Below are 19,512 nucleotides of genomic sequence, written 5' to 3' on the forward strand. Positions count from 1 at the left end.
GAGTTTCTGTTAATTCTACACCCCTGAGGTATTGTTTCAATATATTAAGACAATACAATAATAAGACAATACAATAAAATGTATAGGTAAAAAGGTTGAATTATACCTTGCTTATAACAATCCTAATAACTAAAAGTTACTTAGAAGCAAACAGCTTTACATCTTGCTCACTTACGTCTTTACCTCCTAAAATAATCAATCGTTCCACAACATTTCGAAGCTCTCTAATATTACCTGTCCAATCATAATCCTGAAGTAATTTTACAGCTTTATCAGAAAATGTTTTTTGTGCCACGCCTTGTTCGTTTGCTATCTTCTCTGCAAAGTACTTTATAAGTAATGGAATATCATCCCGTCGGTCGTTTAAGGCCGGTACTTTTATTAAGATCACTGCTAGCCTATGGTATAAATCTTCACGAAACCTACCAGCTTCTATTTCTTTTTTTAGATCTTTATTGGTTGCTGCTACAACACGTACATTTACTTTAATGTCTTTATCACTACCCACACGCTGTATACGGCTTTCTTGTAATGCCCTTAAAACCTTGGCCTGGGCAGAAAGGCTCATATCGCCAATCTCATCTAGAAAGATGGTACCTCCACTGGCAGTTTCAAATTTTCCAGCGCGGTCTTTAACGGCACTTGTAAAGGCGCCTTTTACATGACCAAACAATTCGCTTTCAATCAATTCGCTGGGTATAGCGGCACAATTAACCTCAATCATGGGACCCGAAGATCGCTCGCTTTTTTGGTGCAACCAATGCGCCACCAATTCTTTACCTGTTCCATTAGGGCCTGTTATAAGCACTCGTGCATCGGTAGGAGCTACTTTTTCTATCATGTCCTTAATTTGGGATATGGCTTCGCTCTCGCCTATCATTTCAAAATTTTTGCTCACTTTCTTTTTGAGCAATTTGTTTTCTACCACCAATTCTTTTCTATCTAATGCATTGCGTACCGTATTAAGAAGTCGGTTTAAATCTGGTGGCTTTGAAATATAATCAAACGCCCCTAAACGCATGGTATTTACAGCTGTGTCTAAATCACCATGCCCTGAAATCATAACAATGGGTATTTCTGACTTTACTTTCTTAACAGCCTCTAAAACTTCTACGCCATCCATCTTTGGCATTTTGATGTCGCAAAGAATAAGATCGTAGTCATCATTTTTTATTTTCTCAACACCTTCTAAACCATCTTCAGCCTCTTCTACCTGATAGCTGTCATTCTCTTCTGAAAGGATTTTAACAAGGACTCTTCTAATGGCGGCTTCGTCTTCTATTACTAGTATCTTAGGCATCTTCTTGGGTTTTAGGTGTTGGGTTTAGGGTACCTGGGTTTGAAATGATATGTATATCGCGTTGCGGGAACGGTATAGTGACGTTATATTCCCTGAACAATCTATCTATTTCAAAACGGATATCGCTCTTTGGTATGTTAACATTAAAACTATCGGCTATGGTGAATATAACTTTAAAGTTTAAGGAACTGTCTCCAAAGTCCAAAAACTGAACAATGACTTCGGGCTCTGATAACACATCTGGGTGTGTACTGGCCGCTTGTGTTAGCAACTTTCTTACTAATTGAACATCGCTTCCATAAGCCACGCCAACTAATACACTTTCTCTAGTGGTACTTCCGTTTTGGGTCCAATTGTACAAACTGTTTTCTAGATATAAATGGTTTGGAATGACCAGTACTTTATTATCTATGGTAACGGCACGTGTGGTACGGAGTTTAATCTCTTCTACCCTACCTACTTTACCATCTAATTCAATAATATCGCCTACATGCACCGTTTGGTCTATTAAAATAAATACCCCTGAAATGATATCCTGAAATAGAGTTTGAAGTGCCAAACCTATACCTATTAATAAGGCTGCTGATGCTGCAAAAACGGCTGTGACATCTACTCCTACGGCATGCAAGGTTATAAGCAGGATGATTAGGTAAACCAACCACCTAAAATAACTAAATACAACATTGAACTTGCCTTTATCATCTTCTGGGAGCTTTCTGGTTATTATTCGTAATAAAAACTTTAGGAAAAGTGTTGTTATAAATATAACAGTGATAATAACAATAACATCTTTAACTGAAATACTAATTTTATCACTAAAATCGTAATGCTGGTTTAAAAACTCATTTACTTTGCTCATAAAGGAGTTTTCGCTAATCGTTTTTTCTATTTTATCTAATTCTTGTAGCATCTTTAATTTGATATTGTTAAGCAATTTAAACTTTTTCTTTTACTTGTAAATTTAACTTACTTTAATTTTATCCATTTAATCAATTCTTTATAACTTGGTTTTTTACCATACATTAAAATGCCTACCCTATATATTTTGGCTGCAAACCAAACGGTGAGCATAAATGTTCCTATTAAAATTAAAAACGATACCAATTGTTGCCAAAGTGAAACCCCAAAAGGTATACGCATTAACATAACCACTGGAGATGTTAACGGTATAAATGAAAATACGGTTGACACAGTACCATGCGGATCTTCTATAACTGTAAAGATACCAATATAAACGGCTAATATTAAAGGCATGATGATTGGCAATATAAATTGTTGTGTATCTGTCTCGTTATCTACTGCCGCTCCAATAGCTGCATACAGAGAGCTATACAATAAATACCCTCCTATAAAAAAGAAAATAAATGCAACAATTAAATTTAGTAATGGTAAATGGTAAAATGCGGTTATAACATCATGAACTTGCATATTAAGTTGGGGGTCTGCCACGGCCTGTTGCATCATGGCTTGTTGTGGTGTTTTAAATTGTGCCATATCTATACCAAATACTACAGATATGATGGTTAATAAAATGGCGCCAAAAATCATCCAAATAATAAATTGGGTAACACCCGCTAACGAAGTGCCTATAATTTTACCCAACATGAGCTGTACTGGCTTTACAGATGAAATAATAACTTCTATAATTCTACTGGTTTTTTCTTCAATAACACTTCGCATAATCATATTACCATAAATAATAATGAACATGAAAAGTAAATATCCTGCTGCACAACCAAATACGAGTTTTACAATACTATCAGTCTTGGATGTTTTCTCGCCTTCAAAACTTTCCTGATCTATGTTGACTAAAGTTTTTGAACTGTTAATCATACTAATATCAATCCCTTTTTCTTGCATCTTTTTATTAGTAAGTTCTGCTTCTATTTCATTTTCTAATTCTGAAATCAATGACAGTGATGGCGATTCTTCGGAATAAAACTTAATATGATTAGCAATGGAATCTATGTTAGTGACTTTCTCTATATGCAAAAGGCCATAACCTGAGCTTTCCTGCACCAAAGTCTTGGCCGCTTTTAAGGACATGTGTGATACAACATTGTAGGTAGTATGGTCGGTATTTTTAAAGGCGTTTTGAACAAAACCCGATTCATCTAAAATAGTAATGGTGCGTATCCTATCGTTATTTAATTGTGATAAATAAACTATAAACGCTGCAAGTGCTATAACAATTATAGGGCTTACAAACGTCATCACAATAAATGATTTGTTTCTCACTTTAGTAAAGTACTCCCGCTTTATTATTAGTGGTAAATGGTTCATTTAAATTAATTATTCTTTACAGTTTTTATGAATATATCGTTTACACTGGGTATTAACTCTACAAAATGCGACACATGGCCTTTTGTTGTTAAATAACTTAACAAATCGTTTGGTGTATGATTATTGGAAAGTTTTATATTTAGCTTTAACTCATTATCCAAGGTCTTGAAATTGGCATTGGTAACATCAAACTTTTGTGCTAATTCTTCTCGTAATCTAGTTTCGTTTGCTGCTTTTATACCTACTTCATAGGTATTTATTTTATACTGCCTTTTAATATCAATTAGTTTACCGCCCAGAATTTTATTGGATTTATTTATAAGCGCAATATCATCACACAGCTCTTCCACGGATTCCATTCTGTGGGTCGAAAAAATAACGGTGGCTCCTTGATCTCTTAGTTGCAAAATCTCGTCTTTAATCAAATTGGCATTTATGGGATCGAATCCTGAAAAGGGTTCATCAAAAATCAACAGTTTTGGTTGGTGCATTACTGTTACTACAAACTGGATTTTTTGTGCCATCCCTTTTGATAGTTCCTGGATTTTTTTGTTCCACCAGTTGCCTATTTCTAAACGGTCAAACCAATATTTTAAACGCGTTTTAGCCTCGGCTTTGCTTAAACCTTTTAATTGCGCCAAATACAATGCTTGTTCGCCTACTTTCATGGTTTTGTAAAGACCGCGCTCTTCTGGTAAGTAACCTATATCTTTAATATGCGAGGTGTTAAGCAACTCGTTATCTATATGCACGGTACCAGAATCGGGCATGGTTATTTGGTTAATTATGCGAATTAATGTTGTTTTACCAGCTCCATTAGGACCTAACAAACCAAAAATACTTCCTTTAGGTACAGATATGGATACGTTGTTAAGTGCTTTAAAATCTCCAAAGTTTTTAGAAACTTCGTTAACTTCCAGTAAGTTACTCATTTGCGATTTTTATTCTCTAGTTAATGGTAAATATATTAAATGTTAAGGGACCTAGCTCAGGACTTTAAACTTAATTTAAGAATCAACATGCTTAAAAACAAAACCCACCCTTAAAAAAGATTAAGGATGGGAAAAAAATTGCTATGAAAAAGAAAAATTATCACTAATGCAATATTAGTGATGAATCAAATATAGTTTTTTTTTCTTAAAAATTCCTAAAAACAAATAAGAACTTTGCAAAAAAATTGAAAGGGTAAATATATATATATAGCCTACTATTCTTTTAGGAAAACATATCTTTTACTTTTTCGAAAAATGATTTATCAGTACTTTCTGGTTTAGGCGTGAAATGTTCATCATCTTGCATACTTTCAAAAAACTCGCGTTGCTGTTTATTTAAGGTTTTTGGCGTCCATACATTTACGTGTACCAATAAATCACCCCTACCATATCCATTTATACTTGGAATACCTTTGCCTCGTAAACGTAAAATTTTACCTGATTGTACACCAGCTTCTATCTTAATGCGGACTTTACCTGTTACGGTATCAATTTCTTTAGATGTTCCCAAAACAGCTTCAGGATAACTAATGTATAGGTCGTAATGTAAATTATCACCTTCGCGTTGTAACCTTTCATGTTGCTCTTCTTCTATGACAACTATAATGTCTCCAGAAATGCCATTTCCTGGGGCTTCATTACCTTTTCCTGATACTTTAAGCTGCATGCCATCTACTACGCCTGCAGGTATTTTAATAGAAACGGTCTCTTCTATTACCTTTAGCCCTTGTGCATCAGCATCGGCGGGTTTTTTATCTATAGTTTGACCTGCACCGCCGCATACATTACAAGGTGCCGAAGTTTGCATTCTACCTAAAATAGTATTTGCTATTCGTGTAACTTGCCCAGTTCCGTGGCAAGTAGAACATGTTTTATAAGTGGTTCCTGGCGCTTGTACTTTTCGTTTTACCTTAATTTTTTTCTCAACGCTATTGGCTATTTCCTCTAGGGTTAGCTTAACGCGAATGCGTAAATTACTTCCCTTGGTACGGCGTTGTCCGCCACCTCCAAAACCAGAAAAACCGCCACCACCAAAAGCACCTCCAAATATATCACCAAACTGACTGAATATGTCATCCATATTCATACCGCCACCGCCAAAGCCACCGCCATTCTCAAAGGCTTGATGCCCAAATTGGTCGTAACGCGCTTTTTTGTCAGCATCACTCAATACTTCATAGGCCTCGGCAGCTTCTTTAAACTTTGCCTCAGCTTCTTTATTATCTGGATTTTTGTCAGGGTGATACTCAATTGCTTTTTTGCGATAAGCTTTCTTTATTTCGGCAGCTGTTGCTCCTTTGCTTACACCTAATATTTCGTAATAATCTCTTTTAGCCATGGTTTATCTTTATTGCCCTATTACAACTTTAGGAAAACGAATTACTTTGTCCCCTAGTTTATATCCCTTTTCTATAACATCAATGATTTTTCCTTTTAAATCATCTGTTGGCGCTGGTATTTGTGTAATAGCTTCATGATTATCGGCATTGAAAGCATCACCTTTAGCTGCCTCTATAACCGAAAGTCCTTTTTGTTGAAGTGTCGATTTCAATTTATTATTGATAAGCTCTACACCTTTTAAAAGTTCTTTTTCTTTTGTCTTGGAGATTTCCAAATACGCTCTATCAAAATCATCAAGAATTGGTAATAATGCTACCATGACATCTTGGTTTGCTGTTTTAAACAAATCAATACGTTCTTTAGCCGTACGTCTTTTGTAATTTTCAAACTCTGCAAATAAACGCAAAAACTTATCTTTCTCTTGCTTTAATTCTTCTTGAAGTTTTTCCTCTACTGTTTGTTCTTCAACAACTTGCTCTTCCACTTCAACTGTTTCGTTTTCTACAGCTTCTAACTGTTCTTTATCTATATCGTTTGCTTTGTCTTTTTTACTCATTGCCGTATCTAAATTTTTTACAAATACTAAAATTAGTTGGCAAAAGTACTGCCATTATTGTAAAAATGTCATAATGTCATCAATTAATTTTTACTAAATTTTAAACCTTTTATTTCTATGTAAGAAAAAAGATATATATTTGGTCTTCAATTTTTATATTATTATCAGATGACCAACTCAAAAATTATTAATAAGGCGTTAATCTTAATATTATTAATTGCCTTTGCACAAAACATTACTTCACAAAACAAATTAAACGAGAATTATGTTGAAGGTTATATCATCAATAATAACGGTGATAAAGTTAATTGCTTGATTCTTGATGGAGACTGGAGGAAAAATCCAGAACACATTACCTATAAAAACACTATTGATGCTAGTGCAGTTAAAGGTTTGGTAGAAAATATTTCTGAATTTGGATATGCCAATAACACTTACAAAAGATTTCAAGTAAAGATAGATATATCTAGTGCCAAGACTTATAAACTAAGTGAAAACAAAGAGCCTGTATTTGTAGACAAGACTTTATTTTTAAAATATGTTGTTAAAGGTGAGGCTAGTTTATTTTCTTATACGGATGATAACACCACTTTGTTTTTTTTCAGTAAAGACCATGCAAGTGCTGAACAGTTGGTTTATAAAAAATACCTAGTATCTGCTACTCGTGCAAAAGAAAACAACCAATACAAACAACAACTTAAAACACATTTGAACTGTGATACTTTTTCTATTGAAGATTTGAAAAAAACAAGTTACAATGAAAAAAGCTTAGCAGCGCATGTTGAAGCCTATAACAAATGTAAAAACCCCGATTATATTAATACAGTAGTTAATGAGCGTAAAAAAATAAAGTTTAATTTACTTGTAAAACCAAGTATTAATTTTTCTTCTTTTTCGACTGATACTAAGGCAGATAATATAGACCGATTAGATTTTGGAAGTAATACAAACTTAGGGTTTGGCATTGAAACTGAGTTTATTTTGCCTTTTAATAATGAAAGAATTGCTTTGGTTTTTGAGCCTACTTATCAAAGTTTTAAATCTGATATTGAGGACTATGTCTATGCAAGAGGGGCAACTTTCTCTAATACAACCGATGTTTCTATTGACTATAAAGTCATTGATTTATTATTTGGGGTAAAGTATTATTTCCCTATTAATGATAACTCTAAAATAGCCTTAAACTTCTTATACAATTTCAATTCTATTGATATGGGATCTGAGTTTGATTATGAAACAGAAAGTCTAGTTGACTTAGGGCTAAAAGGTAAAAACTATTTCACCTTTGGCCTTGGATACAGGTATAATAACAAGTTAAATTTAGAAGCCAGGGTTTCTTCAAACCAGCAAGTTATTTCGAACGTTAATTATTCTACTAACTATAAAAGGGTTTCTTTTATTATAGGGTATAATTTATTTTAACAAATCCACCAAAGCAGGCTGCAAATGGTAATATCTAAAATGGAAGCCCTTATCTTCTATTTTTCTAGAACTCACGCGTTGGCTCTCAAATAGTATCGTATGCATTTCTCCTAAAATCAATTTCATTAAGAATTTGGGAATATTAGGAAGGAATAATGGCTTATCAACTACATGGGCCATGGTTTTTGTTAGTTCTCTGTTGGTAACCGGATTGGGGGCAACACCATTAAAAATACCCTCCAACCTATATTTAAAAACATATACAAACAATCGGGACAAATCTTGAATATGAATCCACGATTGCCATTGTTCACCACTTCCAAAAGCGGCCCCTAAACCTAGCTTTATAGGTTTAAGCATTTCGGTTAGTGCACCACCATTACTTGATAACACCAAACCAATCCTTATTTTAGAAACTGTTATATCTAATTTTGAAAAGGCATCTACTTCCTTTTCCCATACCTTAACTACCTTACTTAAAAAAGAGGTTTCTGTGGTTTTAAAAGTCTCATCGTAATAATTTGTCAATGAATCGGGGTAAACCCCAACAGCACTGGCCGAAATAACTTGTTTTATACCATGTGCTTCACCTTTTAAATTATTAACCAGTAATCGGGTAGTTTCTTTCCTGCTAGACAGAATCTGTTTCTTATAATTGGGCGTCCATCGCCTTGAGACTGTTGCCCCCGCTAGATGGATAATAGCATCAACTCCTACAAAACAATTAACATCTATGTCTTGGGTTTTAGGATTCCAATAAAACCCTTTGTAAGTATCTGTTTGCTTTATTTTAGATTTACGTGTGGTAAGGTAATTAACAGCTATTTCCTTTTTAAGACAAAGTTTTACAATTTCCTGCCCAATTAATCCTGTCGCTCCTGTTATTAAAACTTTCATTAATCAATTTTTATATAAAGTTACAAAACGAGAACACCAATAACTATAGATTTATATAAGGTTTAACAGTATTTTGGAAATGTTACGCTTCCTTCCAGGCATAAGACATTTAGCTAACGCTCAATGTTACGCTTCCTTCCAGGCATACGATATTTAGCTAACGCTCAATGTTACGCTTCCTTCCAGGCATACGATATTTAGCTAACGCTCAATGTTACGCTTCCTTCCAGGCGCGCAACATTTCTCGTTTTCCTGGTGGGCCAGGTAGTTTTTCTACGGTAAACCCAACAGCCTGCATAGCTCTACGTACACTGCCTTTAGCAGCATACGTTACCAGTATGCCATTAGCTTTTAAAGCTTTGTACATGTTTTTAAACATAGTTTCTGTCCATAATTCTGGTTGTACCCTAGCCCCAAAGGCATCAAAATAAATTACGTTAAAAACATTTATTTCGTTTATTTCTGAAAAAAAACGCTTTTGCTTAGTCAGTAAGAAATGGGACGATATTGTGTGCGTCTCTCCCCAAGATACTTCATGAAGCATTTTGAAAGTTAATGCCATGTCTTCTACCTGTAATTGCTGTGGGTAATTGAGTTGCTTTATTTCATCCATAGGAACTGGGTAACCTTCCACACCAGTATAATGTATAGAAAGATTTAATTTTTCTGACTCTAAAAATGTTATAAATGCATTGAGCCCCGTACCATAACCTATTTCCAATATCGAAATCTCTTGATGGGGTTCTAAAACAAATTTGGAATTGTAATAGTGTAATCCATGTTTTATAAACACATGGTAAGCCTCTTGTATTGCTCCGTGCTTGGAATGGTATTGCTCATTCCATTCTGGTAAATGAATGGTTGTAGAACCATCGGCTGTAATAACTACTTCTCGCTTCAAATATAGATTTTTGACGATTTGTTACAAAGATACCCTTTTTAAGCGCCTTTTTACTTAAATTTGTAGCATAAAATAATAATATATGAACGCATTAATCAATGATATAGAAGTTATAAAAACCAAGACTTCTAAATTAAATGAGGTTGATTTCGACAATTTGGCTTTTGGCAGTGTTTTTTCTGACCATATGCTAGAGTGTGATTTTAAAGATGGTAAATGGGGTGCACCTAAAGTGGTACCTTATCAACCTATTACTTTAGATCCTTCTGCTAAAATTTTTCATTATGGACAATCCGTTTTTGAAGGCATGAAAGCCTACAAAGATGCTAATGGTGATGTGTGGTTATTTCGTCCTTTAGAAAACTTTAAGCGTTTAAATATTTCATCTAAGCGATTGGCTATTCCTGAATTACCCGAAAGTCATTTTATGGATGGTTTAAAAGCTTTGTTAGAAGTGGATAAGGCATGGATTCCTAAAAAGGATGGTAGCTCACTGTATATTCGTCCGTTTGTTTTTGCTTCTGGTAATGGCTTTCATGCATCGCCCGCAAATGCTTATAAGTTTATTATAGCCACTGCGCCATCTGGCTCTTATTTTTCTGGAAAGGTAAAAGTTTTAATTGAACAAACGTATTCACGTTCTGCAAACGGTGGTGTTGGTTATGCTAAAGCTGGTGGAAATTATGCAGGACAATTTTACCCAACGCAATTAGCCATAGAAAAAGGGTATCAACAAGTTATTTGGACTGATGATACTACCCACGAGTATATTGAAGAAGCCGGTGCCATGAACATTTTTGTACGCATTAATGATACACTAATAACGGGCCCTACCAGCGATAGAATTTTAGATGGTATTACTAGAAAAAGCATTATTGAATTAGCTAAGGCAGAAGGCATATCTGTAGAGGTTAGAAAAATTTCTGTGCATGAGGTTGTTGAAGCCGCTAAAAATGGCAGTTTAAAAGAAATGTTTGGTGCTGGAACCGCCGCTGTTATATCGCCCATTGCGGGATTTGGTTATAAGGATACCGACTATGAATTACCGGAATTAACAGATACTTATGCCAGTTATTTGAAAAAACGTATTACCGATATACAAACTAACAAATCTGATGACCCATTTGGGTGGCGTTATAAAATTGATTAAATTTTTAACTTATAAAAAAGGAGGAGCAATTGCTCCTCCTTTTTTTATTTATCTAAAATGGATGCAATGTTTGGCTTAAAATAATTAGGGCCTTTTAAAACTTTACCGTCTTCTCTATAAATAGGCTGGCCATCTTCACCTAATTTACTCATATTGCTACGTTGTATTTCTTCAAATACTTCTTCTATTTTATACTGCATACCATGCTCTATAATAGTACCACACAAAATATAAAGCATATCTCCAAGCGCATCGGCCACCTCAACCAAATCGTTATTATTGGCAGCTTCAAGGTACTCTTCATTTTCCTCTTTCATTAAATTAAAACGCAATTGGTTCTTTTCAATACCTAAATTGGCTTTGGGTGTTTCCCTATGCCCTATTTTAAATGCTGTATGGAATGCTTTTACGGCCTCTATTTTACTCTTCATTGTTATGATTTCATTAAATTTGCATAAAAATAGCCATATGTTTAGTAAAGGTCAAATCATTTTTGGAGTTTTATTTTTTATTGTCTTTGCTATTGTTATTACATATACATATCGCAAAGACCTTAAACTTCACAAACGCTTCTATGGAGGCAGTATATGGGTACTTATTGCATTTATTGCGTTTATTTTATTTATTTCTGCTATTAAGTTTTTCTTTAAATAGCAGCTGGGAAAAAACAAAGTTTTCTTGTTATATAAATAGTTGAGATTTTTAACGCAACCTTTTTGTAGGTTGTGTATCTATTAAATAACAAAAAACTTACACAATGAATCTACTAATTATCGTTAGCTCACTTATTGTCATTAATTTGCTCCTTTTATTTTTTAGCGTAAACAAAAAAACAGAACCTTAAATAAGGCTCTGTTTTTTTGTTTTTAACACCTTTAAAATACTAGTTGTATTCTGGCAAAAAGTTATAATTTTCACTGTAACTCAACATTTGTTCTGCAAATGTTTTTGGTTGTGTAACCTTAATAGCAATAATCTCACCTGCTTCATTTTTATCGACCATTAAAATAGGATTTACAAAACCACTATAAGGTGCAGAAGTAAATTGTTTATTGCGCTCTAAAACCTCAGCATGTAATTCCTGATCTACTTTTACGCCATAAGTCTCAACCAATGCCTGTACTGCTTCATAATCACCTTCAGATTTTATACGTTGCGTTTCGCGTAATAATTCCCCAAAGAGCTCACGAAGTTTTTCATAATCGTTAATATTAAAGTACGTTTTACCGTTTCTGGTAATTTTCTCAATAACGTTATCGTCCTTTCCCTTTTCAAAAACCCAGGCACTTACCCATTGCCTGTTTCGCATGTGCGCCTCTTCAACATCATCTCCTAAATTCAATCGGATCAATTGTGTCATCAATCCATTTCTTATATAAGAATCGTACGCAGCTTTCCCAACAGATTTCCAATCTTCTACCAAACCCAGTTCTTGCAATTTGGGACTATATGAAAAGTACAAGCCTACTAAGTCGGCACGTCCCTCCTCTAATGTAGATGCATAATTTTTTAATGTCTCCTTGGTAACCCCCACACCCGGATTTAATTGTCCTGATGCATGACCTATAACTTCATGTAAAGCTGTATGCAGTTTATCTGCTAGTTGCCCATAAGTTTCTTCAAGTCGTAATTCTTCATCATCATTTACAAACTCTTTTAAGCGTCCTGTACTACCAGCATTGTTAATAGACTCTATAAGGTTACCAAGAGATACCGATTTACTTCCAACTGCAGCACGAATCCAACTGGCATTTGGTAAATTTACTCCAATAGGCGAACTGGGTGATGCATCACCAGCTTCACCTGCTACATTTACAACTTTATAGGTAACCCCAACAACATTTTTCTTTTTGTGGGCATCCATTAGTGTAGAATGATCTTCAAACCATTGGGCATTTTTTGATAAAACAGCCATTTTTTCAGACATCTCAAAATCCTTTATTTGTACAATTGACTCATAGGAACCACGATAGCCAAGTGGATCGTTATACACTTCTATAAAACTATTAATATAATCTATATTGCCGGCTGTGGCACTCGTCCATGCTACATTATAATCATCCCAGGTTTGTAAATCACCTGTCTTATAATAGCTTATTAAAAGCCCTAAGGCATCCGCTTGTGGTTGATTTTCTGCAACACCTTTTGCTAATTCCAACCACTTAATTATTTCATCTATGGCACTTCCATAAAGACCACCCGATTTATATACACGCTCTTTTAATACACCATTGTCTTTTACCAACTGCGAATTTAATCCAAACGACAATGGTCTTTCTGGGTTTGGTGATTGTTTTGCCTTGTAAAAACTTTCCACGTCTGCATTAGTAACATCCGCCCCATAAAAATTCACTGCAGATAGGGACACATTGTCTATGTTTTTGCCTTGATTTACTTTTTTAACATCTTTATCATTAAAAATAACCTCAAACGGTTCGCCTTCTAATGTTGTATTTGTTTCTGCCAATAAGGTTTTTAAATACGCTTGGGAAAACCCTGGTTTAATCTTATCGTTTGAGTAATGATGGTGTATGCCATTACTAAACCAAACACGTTTTAAATAAGTTGTAAAAGCCTTCCAGTTTTCTGTAGTTTTATCGCCCGTGTAACTTGTATAAACATGTTCCAGGGTCTTTCTTATTTTAAGATTGTGTTTGTAGTTTTGGTCCCACATAATATCACGACCAGACAAACCTGCCTGTGTTAAATAATAAACCAGCTTTTGTTCTTTTAATGTTAGTTTATCCCAACCAGGAATTTGATACCTTAAAACCTTAAGATCTGCAAATTGTTCAACATTGTAATTAAAAGCCGTTTCTGTTTCTTTAGCAACTACGTTTTTAGGTTTATCCTGTCCGCAAGAAAACAAAACTATAGCCACTATAGCCAATACTAATATTGATTTAAATTTCATTTAATATATTTTTTGATTATTGATAAAAAAAGTGATGATAGCACGAACTAAATTATTGATTGTTTTTAATAACGCACATTTTATTATTGATTTATTATTTTCAACATTACAAATGTAACAATTTCCTAATTAAGAATTTTAAAATACCTATCTTTGTTCTAATCAAGCATTAAGGAAAGGATACGGCGCTAATAAAAATTTAGCGCGCGAGTATAAACCATTAATTTCTAAAAAATAAACATATGAAAGCCTTGAAGTACATTTCATTCTTAATACTCATTGCTATTATAGGCACTTCTATATATATTGCAGTACAGCCAAATACTTTTGAAGTTACCAGAACCAGAACCATCCAGGCACCTGCTGCTGTTATTTACAATCATGTTATCGATTATAAAACTTGGCCCTCTTGGTCTTCTTGGGTTGAAGCAGATGCCGATATGAAAATTACATTTCCTGAAGAAACTAAAGGCATTGGGGCTTCCTATTCATGGGAAGATGATGATGGTATTGGCACTATGAAAACGGTTGACGCTACACCTAGCACCTCCATACATCAAGAGATGCAATTTGAAGACTTTCCAGTCTCTAGCATCAATTGGGATTTTAAATCCAATAATGCAACTTCTACAGATGTTACATGGACCATTTCTGGGAAGGATTTACCCTTTGGCTTTAAGGCCTATACAGTTTTTGCTGGTGACATGGAAAAGCAAATAGGACCGCACTATGAACGAAGCCTTGAAAAATTGGATAGTATTGTTACTGAAGGCATGAAAAAATACACCATTACTGTAAATGGCTTAACAAACCATAGCGGTGGCTATTATTTGTACAATACAACTTCCTGTAAAATAACCGAATTAAAAAGCCATATGCAAACCATGTTACCAAAGGTTATTGCCTATGCCAAAGCCAACAACATAACTATGGCCGGAGCTCCATTTATAAGTTATATTAAATGGGACGTAACCAATAATGCCACTATATTTTCTTGCTGTGTACCAACTACTGAAAAAATCATTACAACACAAAGCGATATTCTTACTGGGCAATTCCTTCCCTTTAGAGCTGTAAAAACAACACTAAAAGGCAATTATAGTAATTTAAGCAAAGCTTGGGATACTACTATGGCATACATTCCCGAAAACGGCCTTAAATTTGCCGAAAACGGCCCTATGCTTGAAGTTTATTTAACCGATCCTGAAAGCACACCAAACCCTGCTGATTGGGTTACCGAAATATATATAGCTGTTAAGGAATAAATGAAGAATCTATTACTTGTTTTTTGCGGCGGCGGCGTTGGTAGTGTACTACGCTATATTATTGGTAAATATTTAAATAATACTGGAGATGGTATTCCTTATGGTACTTTTACCGCTAATGTTTTAGGCAGTCTTATAATTGGCATTATTTTAGGGTTGGCCATTAAAAACAATACGCTTTCTCAAAATCAAATCTTGCTTTTGGCAACGGGGTTTTGTGGTGGTTTTACAACGTTTTCTACGTTTGCATACGAAAACCATGTTTTTTTAAAATCGGGCGATTTTACAAGTTTTGCTATTTATACCATTGCCAGTTTTATAATTGGCTTCTTAGCCGTTTTTTTCGGCATCTACGTTGCTAAACTTTTTTAGTGTTTCTTAAAAGCTTTTACGCCAGCTTTAATTGGGGTTCTTAAAAAATTCTGTCTGGGTACCAGCGGGCACGAATACTTATCATTATAAGCACAGTAAGGGTTATAGGCCTTGTTAAAATCAATAATCATCGTATCACCTTCTGGAATACTGGCATCAATATAACGTCCACCCCCATAACTTTCCTCTCCACTTGTTTCATCAAAAAAAGGTAAAAATAAATAATCTTCATAACCTTCCCTGGTCATTAAGTCTTTATCTTGATAGATATTTAATTGATAAGATTTGCCTTGTAATTCAAAAGAAAGCACTCCAAAAATACGCTTTAGGGTTTTCCGTTCCGTGGTGGTTTTCATAGTTTCAAACCTGCTATTGGGCATTCGTTTTAAAGTAGCCGTAACCACATACATAGAGTCAAATTTAAAAAATTCCAAGCCTTTAAAATCCTTTCTGTCCGCATCTTTTAACGGCGAGGTAGAGGCATCTTTATATTCTGCATTCAATTCACGCTGAAATTCAGTTTCCCCCAATAAAGGTTGCTTTTTTTGTGCACAACTGGTAAAGCTAACAATTACAATTAATGCTGTTACTAGGTATTTCATAATAAATATTTAGTTTCAAAAATGCAACTTACAAATATTTTGCATAAGTTTGTGGCTCATAAAAAATTATCATGCGATATAACGTCACCTTTTGTAATAAGCAAATTAAGACTTCTAGAAGTAGATGTTGGGCTTATCATATATTGTGGTGATATAATTATAAAATATTACAATATGTAAAAGTCCGACTTATCAGTCGGACTTTTTATTTTTAGTCGGTAATCGACTTTTAATCAAAATAACACCTGGTTAAAATCAAAATAATGAAAACACTATTCAAAAACTATCTGGGCACCTTTAAAGGTCTATCTAAAGAAATTTGGTGGCTTGCGCTTATAACACTTATCAATAGGGCTGGCACTATGGTCATTCCCTTTCTATCACTTTACCTAAAAGAAGATTTGAATTTTTCGGTAAGTGATGTGGGTTGGGTAATGAGTGCATTCGGGCTAGGTTCGGTTGCTGGGTCATGGCTAGGTGGTAAATTAACAGATATTATGGGCTATTACAAAGTAATGGTAAGAAGCCTTGTTGCTACTGGCATCCTATTTATTGCTCTACAGTTTTTGCATTCATTCGCGTCTATTTGCATTGGCATTTTTGTTGTTATGTTGGTTGCAGACTCCTTTAGGCCGGCCATATTTGTTGCCTTAAATGCATATAGTAAACCCGAAAACAAAATTAGGTCTTTAACCTTAATTAGGTTAGCTATAAACTTGGGGTTTTCGGCTGGTCCTGCTATTGGCGGTCTTATTATTACTGGTCTTGGATATTCAGGTCTGTTTTGGGTAGACGGGCTAACCTGTCTTCTTGCTACACTGGTAATGGTTGAAGTTTTAAACCCTAAAAAGACCAAGGTTTTGGATGATATTAAAAATGAAAACCCTGTCTCAGCTTATAGTGATAAGGCCTTTTTAGTCTTTTTATTAGCTATGATGTTATTTGGTATTGTGTTCTTACAGTACTTTTCAACCATAACTATTTACTATAAAGATGTACATGTGTTAAGCGAACTACAAATAGGCTTACTTTTAGGGCTAAATGGCTTTCTTATTTTTATATTTGAAATGCCGTTGATTAAATGGCTGGAAAACACAAAATACACCAAGTTGGGCCTCATGTTTTTTGGTGCCGTACTAACAGGATTAAGTCTGTTTGTGTTAAATTTAACAAGTTGGTCTGGTATATTGCTTATAGGCATGTTATTTATGACTTTTGGTGAAATGATTGCATTTCCGTTTTCTAATGCTTTTGCAATAGATCGGGCTAAAAAGGGAAATCAAGGGGAATACATGGCCTTATACTCCATTTCATTTTCCATAGCCCATATATTTGGACATAATGCAGGGTTGCAAATGACGGCTAATTTAGGATTTGAAAACACCTGGTATATTATAACAGGTATTGCTGTTGTTTGTGCCTTAATATTGTTTAGTTTAAACAGAACATTAAAAACTCAAAAAAGAATAAAACTTTGGAAAGCAGTGTAGATATTATTATTGTAGGAGGTGGTCCCATTGGTATTGCCTGTGCTTTGGAATGTAAAAAAAGAGGTTGGAATTATGTGGTTTTAGAAAAAGGAGCGTTAACCAACTCGTTGTTTAATTACCCTAAAAACATGACCTTTTTTTCAACCTCTGAAAAATTGGAAATCAATGATATCCCATTTATCAGTAACAACCCCAAACCCAATAGAGATGAAGCTTTAGAATATTATAGACGGGTGGTAACCTCCAACAATCTTCGTATTAATTTATATGAAACCGTAAAAACCATTCAAAAAGAAGACGGCATGTTTTATGTAAGCACCAATAAAAATAACTACAATGCAAAATATGTTGTTATAGCAACAGGTTTTTACGATATACCAAAAACCTTGAATGTTCCTGGTGAAGATTTACCTAAGGTGACCCACTATTACAAAGAAGCCCACAACTATACCCTGCAAGACGTTATTGTTGTAGGTGCCAGTAATTCGGCTGTTGATGCCGCTTTAGAGATTTGGCGAAAAGGGGGACGTGTTACTATGGTTGTTAGAGGTCCATCTATAGGTGAACGTGTAAAATACTGGGTAAGGCCAGACATTATGAACCGCATTAGTGAGGGAAGCATTAAAGCCTATTTTAATTCAGAAATTACAAAGATAACGCCCCATGATGTTGAAATAAAAACACCCGAAGGAACTATTCTGCTACCTAATGATTATGTAGTGGCACTTACGGGGTATTTACCAGACTTTAAGTTGTTAAAGGATTGTGGTATCACATTATCTTCTGATGATAAAAGCATCCCTACCTATAATCCCGAAACCATGCAATCTAATGTTGAAGGGCTTTATCTAGCAGGCGTAATATGTGGTGGCAAGGAAACCCATAAATGGTTTATAGAGAATTCCAGGATTCATGCAGCATTGATAGCCAAGCATATTGAAACATTACATTAAAAACCAAACTATAAATTATTTAAGTGGTTTTAGTTCTTTATACCTTACCACGTGGGATAATACAATTTGCGTTTTTGTTTCTCCGTAAATAATAAGTTGGTCTATAAACGATTCTAAATGTTTTTGGTTTTTAAATACAACTTCCATAACAATGTTCTCATCGCCTGTAATCCTGTAGCAATTTAAAACCTCATCATAAGTCTTTACTTTTTCTAAAAAGGGCTTTAATTTACCAATAAAAGCACGTAAAGTAATTAAAGCTTTTAGTTGATACCCCATATCTAAAGGAGAAACCACTGTTTTGTAGGCTATTATAACACCAGCATCTTCCATTTTTCTAATCCGTTCGGCAACAGCCGGCGAGCTAATGCCCACTTGCCTCCCTATTTCGGCATTAGACTGCCTGGCATTTTGTTGTAAACACCTTAGAATCTTCCAATTAAGTGTATCCAAATTCATATAAAAAGAAATTTTACACTAAATACTTAATATTTAAAGTAAATATACACATTATCTTTAATATCTAAAGACATATATGGATAGTTGTGAGTAATTTTGAGAAAACTGCTAAGGAAAAATAAATTATGCTATCTAATACCCCATCAAACCTATCGGATTTACCGATTTATAAAAAAGCCATTGAGATTTTCGCGTTATCCCAAAGTATTTCTACGTACTTAAGGCACGATTTATCTACTTTAAAACAGGATGGGTCTGAAGATGACAATATTTATTTTACAGGCGACATTGTGCAACAATCCGTGTCACTTGCTCCAGAAATTGTAAATGTAGAATTAGAGCGTTATTCCGATAGAAAACACAAACACATTGCGTCTCTTAAGCGTCTTACTAACATGCTTTACAAAAATTCATATCGTTTAGAGCGTTCCAATAGTAACGGGAAAGATTTTTTACCAATTCTTCGCAGCGAGCTAAAAAAATTCAAGCAATTACAACGAACTTGGTTGCTTACACTATAAAAGAACAAAAATTATCCATACAAAAAACACACATCAAGCCGATGTGTGTTTTCTACTTTCAAGGAGGTTAAAATTTACTCAATGCCCTTGTTGA

General features: G+C 34.5%; 19 protein-coding genes. 7 read left to right on the plus strand and 12 right to left on the minus strand.

Features of this window, described 5'->3' with window-relative positions; all coding sequences use genetic code 11:
* Positions 1-136: 136 nt before the first annotated feature.
* The 6 genes from AC5SR4_RS00515 to AC5SR4_RS00540 form a co-directional block, all read right to left on the minus strand.
* Positions 137-1,300, minus strand: a complete 1,164-nt coding sequence (locus AC5SR4_RS00515) for a sigma-54-dependent transcriptional regulator (RefSeq protein WP_495357591.1) — start codon at positions 1,298-1,300, stop codon at positions 137-139.
* The gene (locus AC5SR4_RS00520) at positions 1,293-2,210 is read right to left on the minus strand and encodes a mechanosensitive ion channel family protein (RefSeq protein WP_495357592.1); all 918 of its coding nucleotides are present in this window, start codon (positions 2,208-2,210) and stop codon (positions 1,293-1,295) included. Before AC5SR4_RS00520 ends, AC5SR4_RS00515 begins: the two co-directional genes overlap by 8 nt.
* A 56-nt stretch (positions 2,211-2,266) precedes the next feature.
* Positions 2,267-3,583 (minus strand): ABC transporter permease, encoded by a 1,317-nt coding sequence (locus AC5SR4_RS00525; protein ID WP_495357593.1) that lies wholly within the window; start codon positions 3,581-3,583, stop codon positions 2,267-2,269.
* A 5-nt stretch (positions 3,584-3,588) separates the two neighbouring features.
* Positions 3,589-4,515: an ABC transporter ATP-binding protein gene (locus AC5SR4_RS00530; RefSeq protein WP_495357594.1), complete on the minus strand. Its 927-nt coding sequence runs from the start codon at positions 4,513-4,515 to the stop codon at positions 3,589-3,591.
* 283 nt (positions 4,516-4,798) lie between these two features.
* Positions 4,799-5,914 carry a molecular chaperone DnaJ gene (gene dnaJ, locus AC5SR4_RS00535; protein ID WP_495357595.1) on the minus strand — a complete coding sequence of 372 codons (1,116 nt, stop codon included), beginning with the start codon at positions 5,912-5,914 and terminating at the stop codon, positions 4,799-4,801.
* A gap of 9 nt (positions 5,915-5,923) precedes the next feature.
* Positions 5,924-6,472 (minus strand): nucleotide exchange factor GrpE, encoded by a 549-nt coding sequence (locus AC5SR4_RS00540; protein ID WP_495357596.1) that lies wholly within the window; start codon positions 6,470-6,472, stop codon positions 5,924-5,926.
* A gap of 168 nt (positions 6,473-6,640) precedes the next feature.
* Between AC5SR4_RS00540 and AC5SR4_RS00545 the strand changes: the two genes are divergently transcribed.
* Positions 6,641-7,894, plus strand: coding sequence for a hypothetical protein (locus AC5SR4_RS00545; protein ID WP_495357597.1), 1,254 nt, complete (start codon positions 6,641-6,643; stop codon positions 7,892-7,894).
* Here the strand turns inward: AC5SR4_RS00545 and AC5SR4_RS00550 are convergent.
* Both AC5SR4_RS00550 and mnmC2 read right to left on the minus strand, forming a co-directional pair.
* On the minus strand, positions 7,886-8,791 hold the full coding sequence (locus tag AC5SR4_RS00550; RefSeq protein WP_495357598.1) for a TIGR01777 family oxidoreductase: 906 nt from the start codon (positions 8,789-8,791) through the stop codon (positions 7,886-7,888). The genes AC5SR4_RS00545 and AC5SR4_RS00550 overlap by 9 nt on opposite strands.
* 214 nt (positions 8,792-9,005) lie before the next feature.
* The gene (gene mnmC2 / locus AC5SR4_RS00555; protein ID WP_495357599.1) at positions 9,006-9,692 is read right to left on the minus strand and encodes a tRNA (5-methylaminomethyl-2-thiouridine)(34)-methyltransferase MnmC2; all 687 of its coding nucleotides are present in this window, start codon (positions 9,690-9,692) and stop codon (positions 9,006-9,008) included.
* Between the two features lie 82 nt (positions 9,693-9,774).
* Here mnmC2 and AC5SR4_RS00560 point away from each other — a divergent pair, with 82 nt between their 5' ends.
* On the plus strand, positions 9,775-10,842 hold the full coding sequence (locus AC5SR4_RS00560) for a branched-chain amino acid aminotransferase (RefSeq protein WP_495357600.1): 1,068 nt from the start codon (positions 9,775-9,777) through the stop codon (positions 10,840-10,842).
* A 44-nt stretch (positions 10,843-10,886) separates the two neighbouring features.
* Here the strand turns inward: AC5SR4_RS00560 and AC5SR4_RS00565 are convergent, their stop codons facing one another.
* Together AC5SR4_RS00565 and AC5SR4_RS00570 are read right to left on the minus strand one after the other, a co-directional pair.
* On the minus strand, positions 10,887-11,273 hold the full coding sequence (locus AC5SR4_RS00565) for a pyrophosphohydrolase domain-containing protein (RefSeq protein ID WP_495357601.1): 387 nt from the start codon (positions 11,271-11,273) through the stop codon (positions 10,887-10,889).
* Between the two features lie 452 nt (positions 11,274-11,725).
* Positions 11,726-13,756, minus strand: coding sequence for a dipeptidyl-peptidase 3 family protein (locus AC5SR4_RS00570; protein ID WP_495357602.1), 2,031 nt, complete (start codon positions 13,754-13,756; stop codon positions 11,726-11,728).
* Between the two features lie 242 nt (positions 13,757-13,998).
* On the opposite strand from AC5SR4_RS00570, the gene AC5SR4_RS00575 reads away from it, so the two are divergent.
* Positions 13,999-15,021, plus strand: a complete 1,023-nt coding sequence (locus tag AC5SR4_RS00575; RefSeq protein ID WP_495357603.1) for an SRPBCC family protein — start codon at positions 13,999-14,001, stop codon at positions 15,019-15,021.
* The gene (gene crcB, locus AC5SR4_RS00580; protein ID WP_495357604.1) at positions 15,022-15,393 is read left to right on the plus strand and encodes a fluoride efflux transporter CrcB; all 372 of its coding nucleotides are present in this window, start codon (positions 15,022-15,024) and stop codon (positions 15,391-15,393) included.
* Here the strand turns inward: crcB and AC5SR4_RS00585 are convergent.
* Positions 15,390-15,995: a DUF1684 domain-containing protein gene (locus AC5SR4_RS00585; protein WP_495357605.1), complete on the minus strand. Its 606-nt coding sequence runs from the start codon at positions 15,993-15,995 to the stop codon at positions 15,390-15,392. The two genes, crcB and AC5SR4_RS00585, sit on opposite strands and share 4 nt — an antisense overlap.
* A gap of 263 nt (positions 15,996-16,258) precedes the next feature.
* Between AC5SR4_RS00585 and AC5SR4_RS00590 the strand changes: the two genes are divergently transcribed.
* Together AC5SR4_RS00590 and AC5SR4_RS00595 are read left to right on the plus strand one after the other, a co-directional pair.
* Entirely contained in the window at positions 16,259-17,485 is a 1,227-nt protein-coding gene (locus tag AC5SR4_RS00590; RefSeq protein WP_495357606.1) for an MFS transporter, read from the plus strand.
* Positions 17,470-18,438, plus strand: a complete 969-nt coding sequence (locus AC5SR4_RS00595) for a YpdA family putative bacillithiol disulfide reductase (protein WP_495357607.1) — start codon at positions 17,470-17,472, stop codon at positions 18,436-18,438. Before AC5SR4_RS00590 ends, AC5SR4_RS00595 begins: the two co-directional genes overlap by 16 nt.
* 15 nt (positions 18,439-18,453) lie before the next feature.
* Here the strand turns inward: AC5SR4_RS00595 and AC5SR4_RS00600 are convergent, their stop codons facing one another.
* The gene (locus tag AC5SR4_RS00600; RefSeq protein ID WP_495357608.1) at positions 18,454-18,897 is read right to left on the minus strand and encodes an Lrp/AsnC family transcriptional regulator; all 444 of its coding nucleotides are present in this window, start codon (positions 18,895-18,897) and stop codon (positions 18,454-18,456) included.
* 125 nt (positions 18,898-19,022) lie between these two features.
* Here AC5SR4_RS00600 and AC5SR4_RS00605 point away from each other — a divergent pair, with 125 nt between their 5' ends.
* Positions 19,023-19,418 (plus strand): hypothetical protein, encoded by a 396-nt coding sequence (locus tag AC5SR4_RS00605; protein WP_495357609.1) that lies wholly within the window; start codon positions 19,023-19,025, stop codon positions 19,416-19,418.
* Positions 19,419-19,512 lie beyond the last annotated feature (94 nt).

It is taken from the genome of Aestuariibaculum scopimerae (assembly GCF_059428085.1).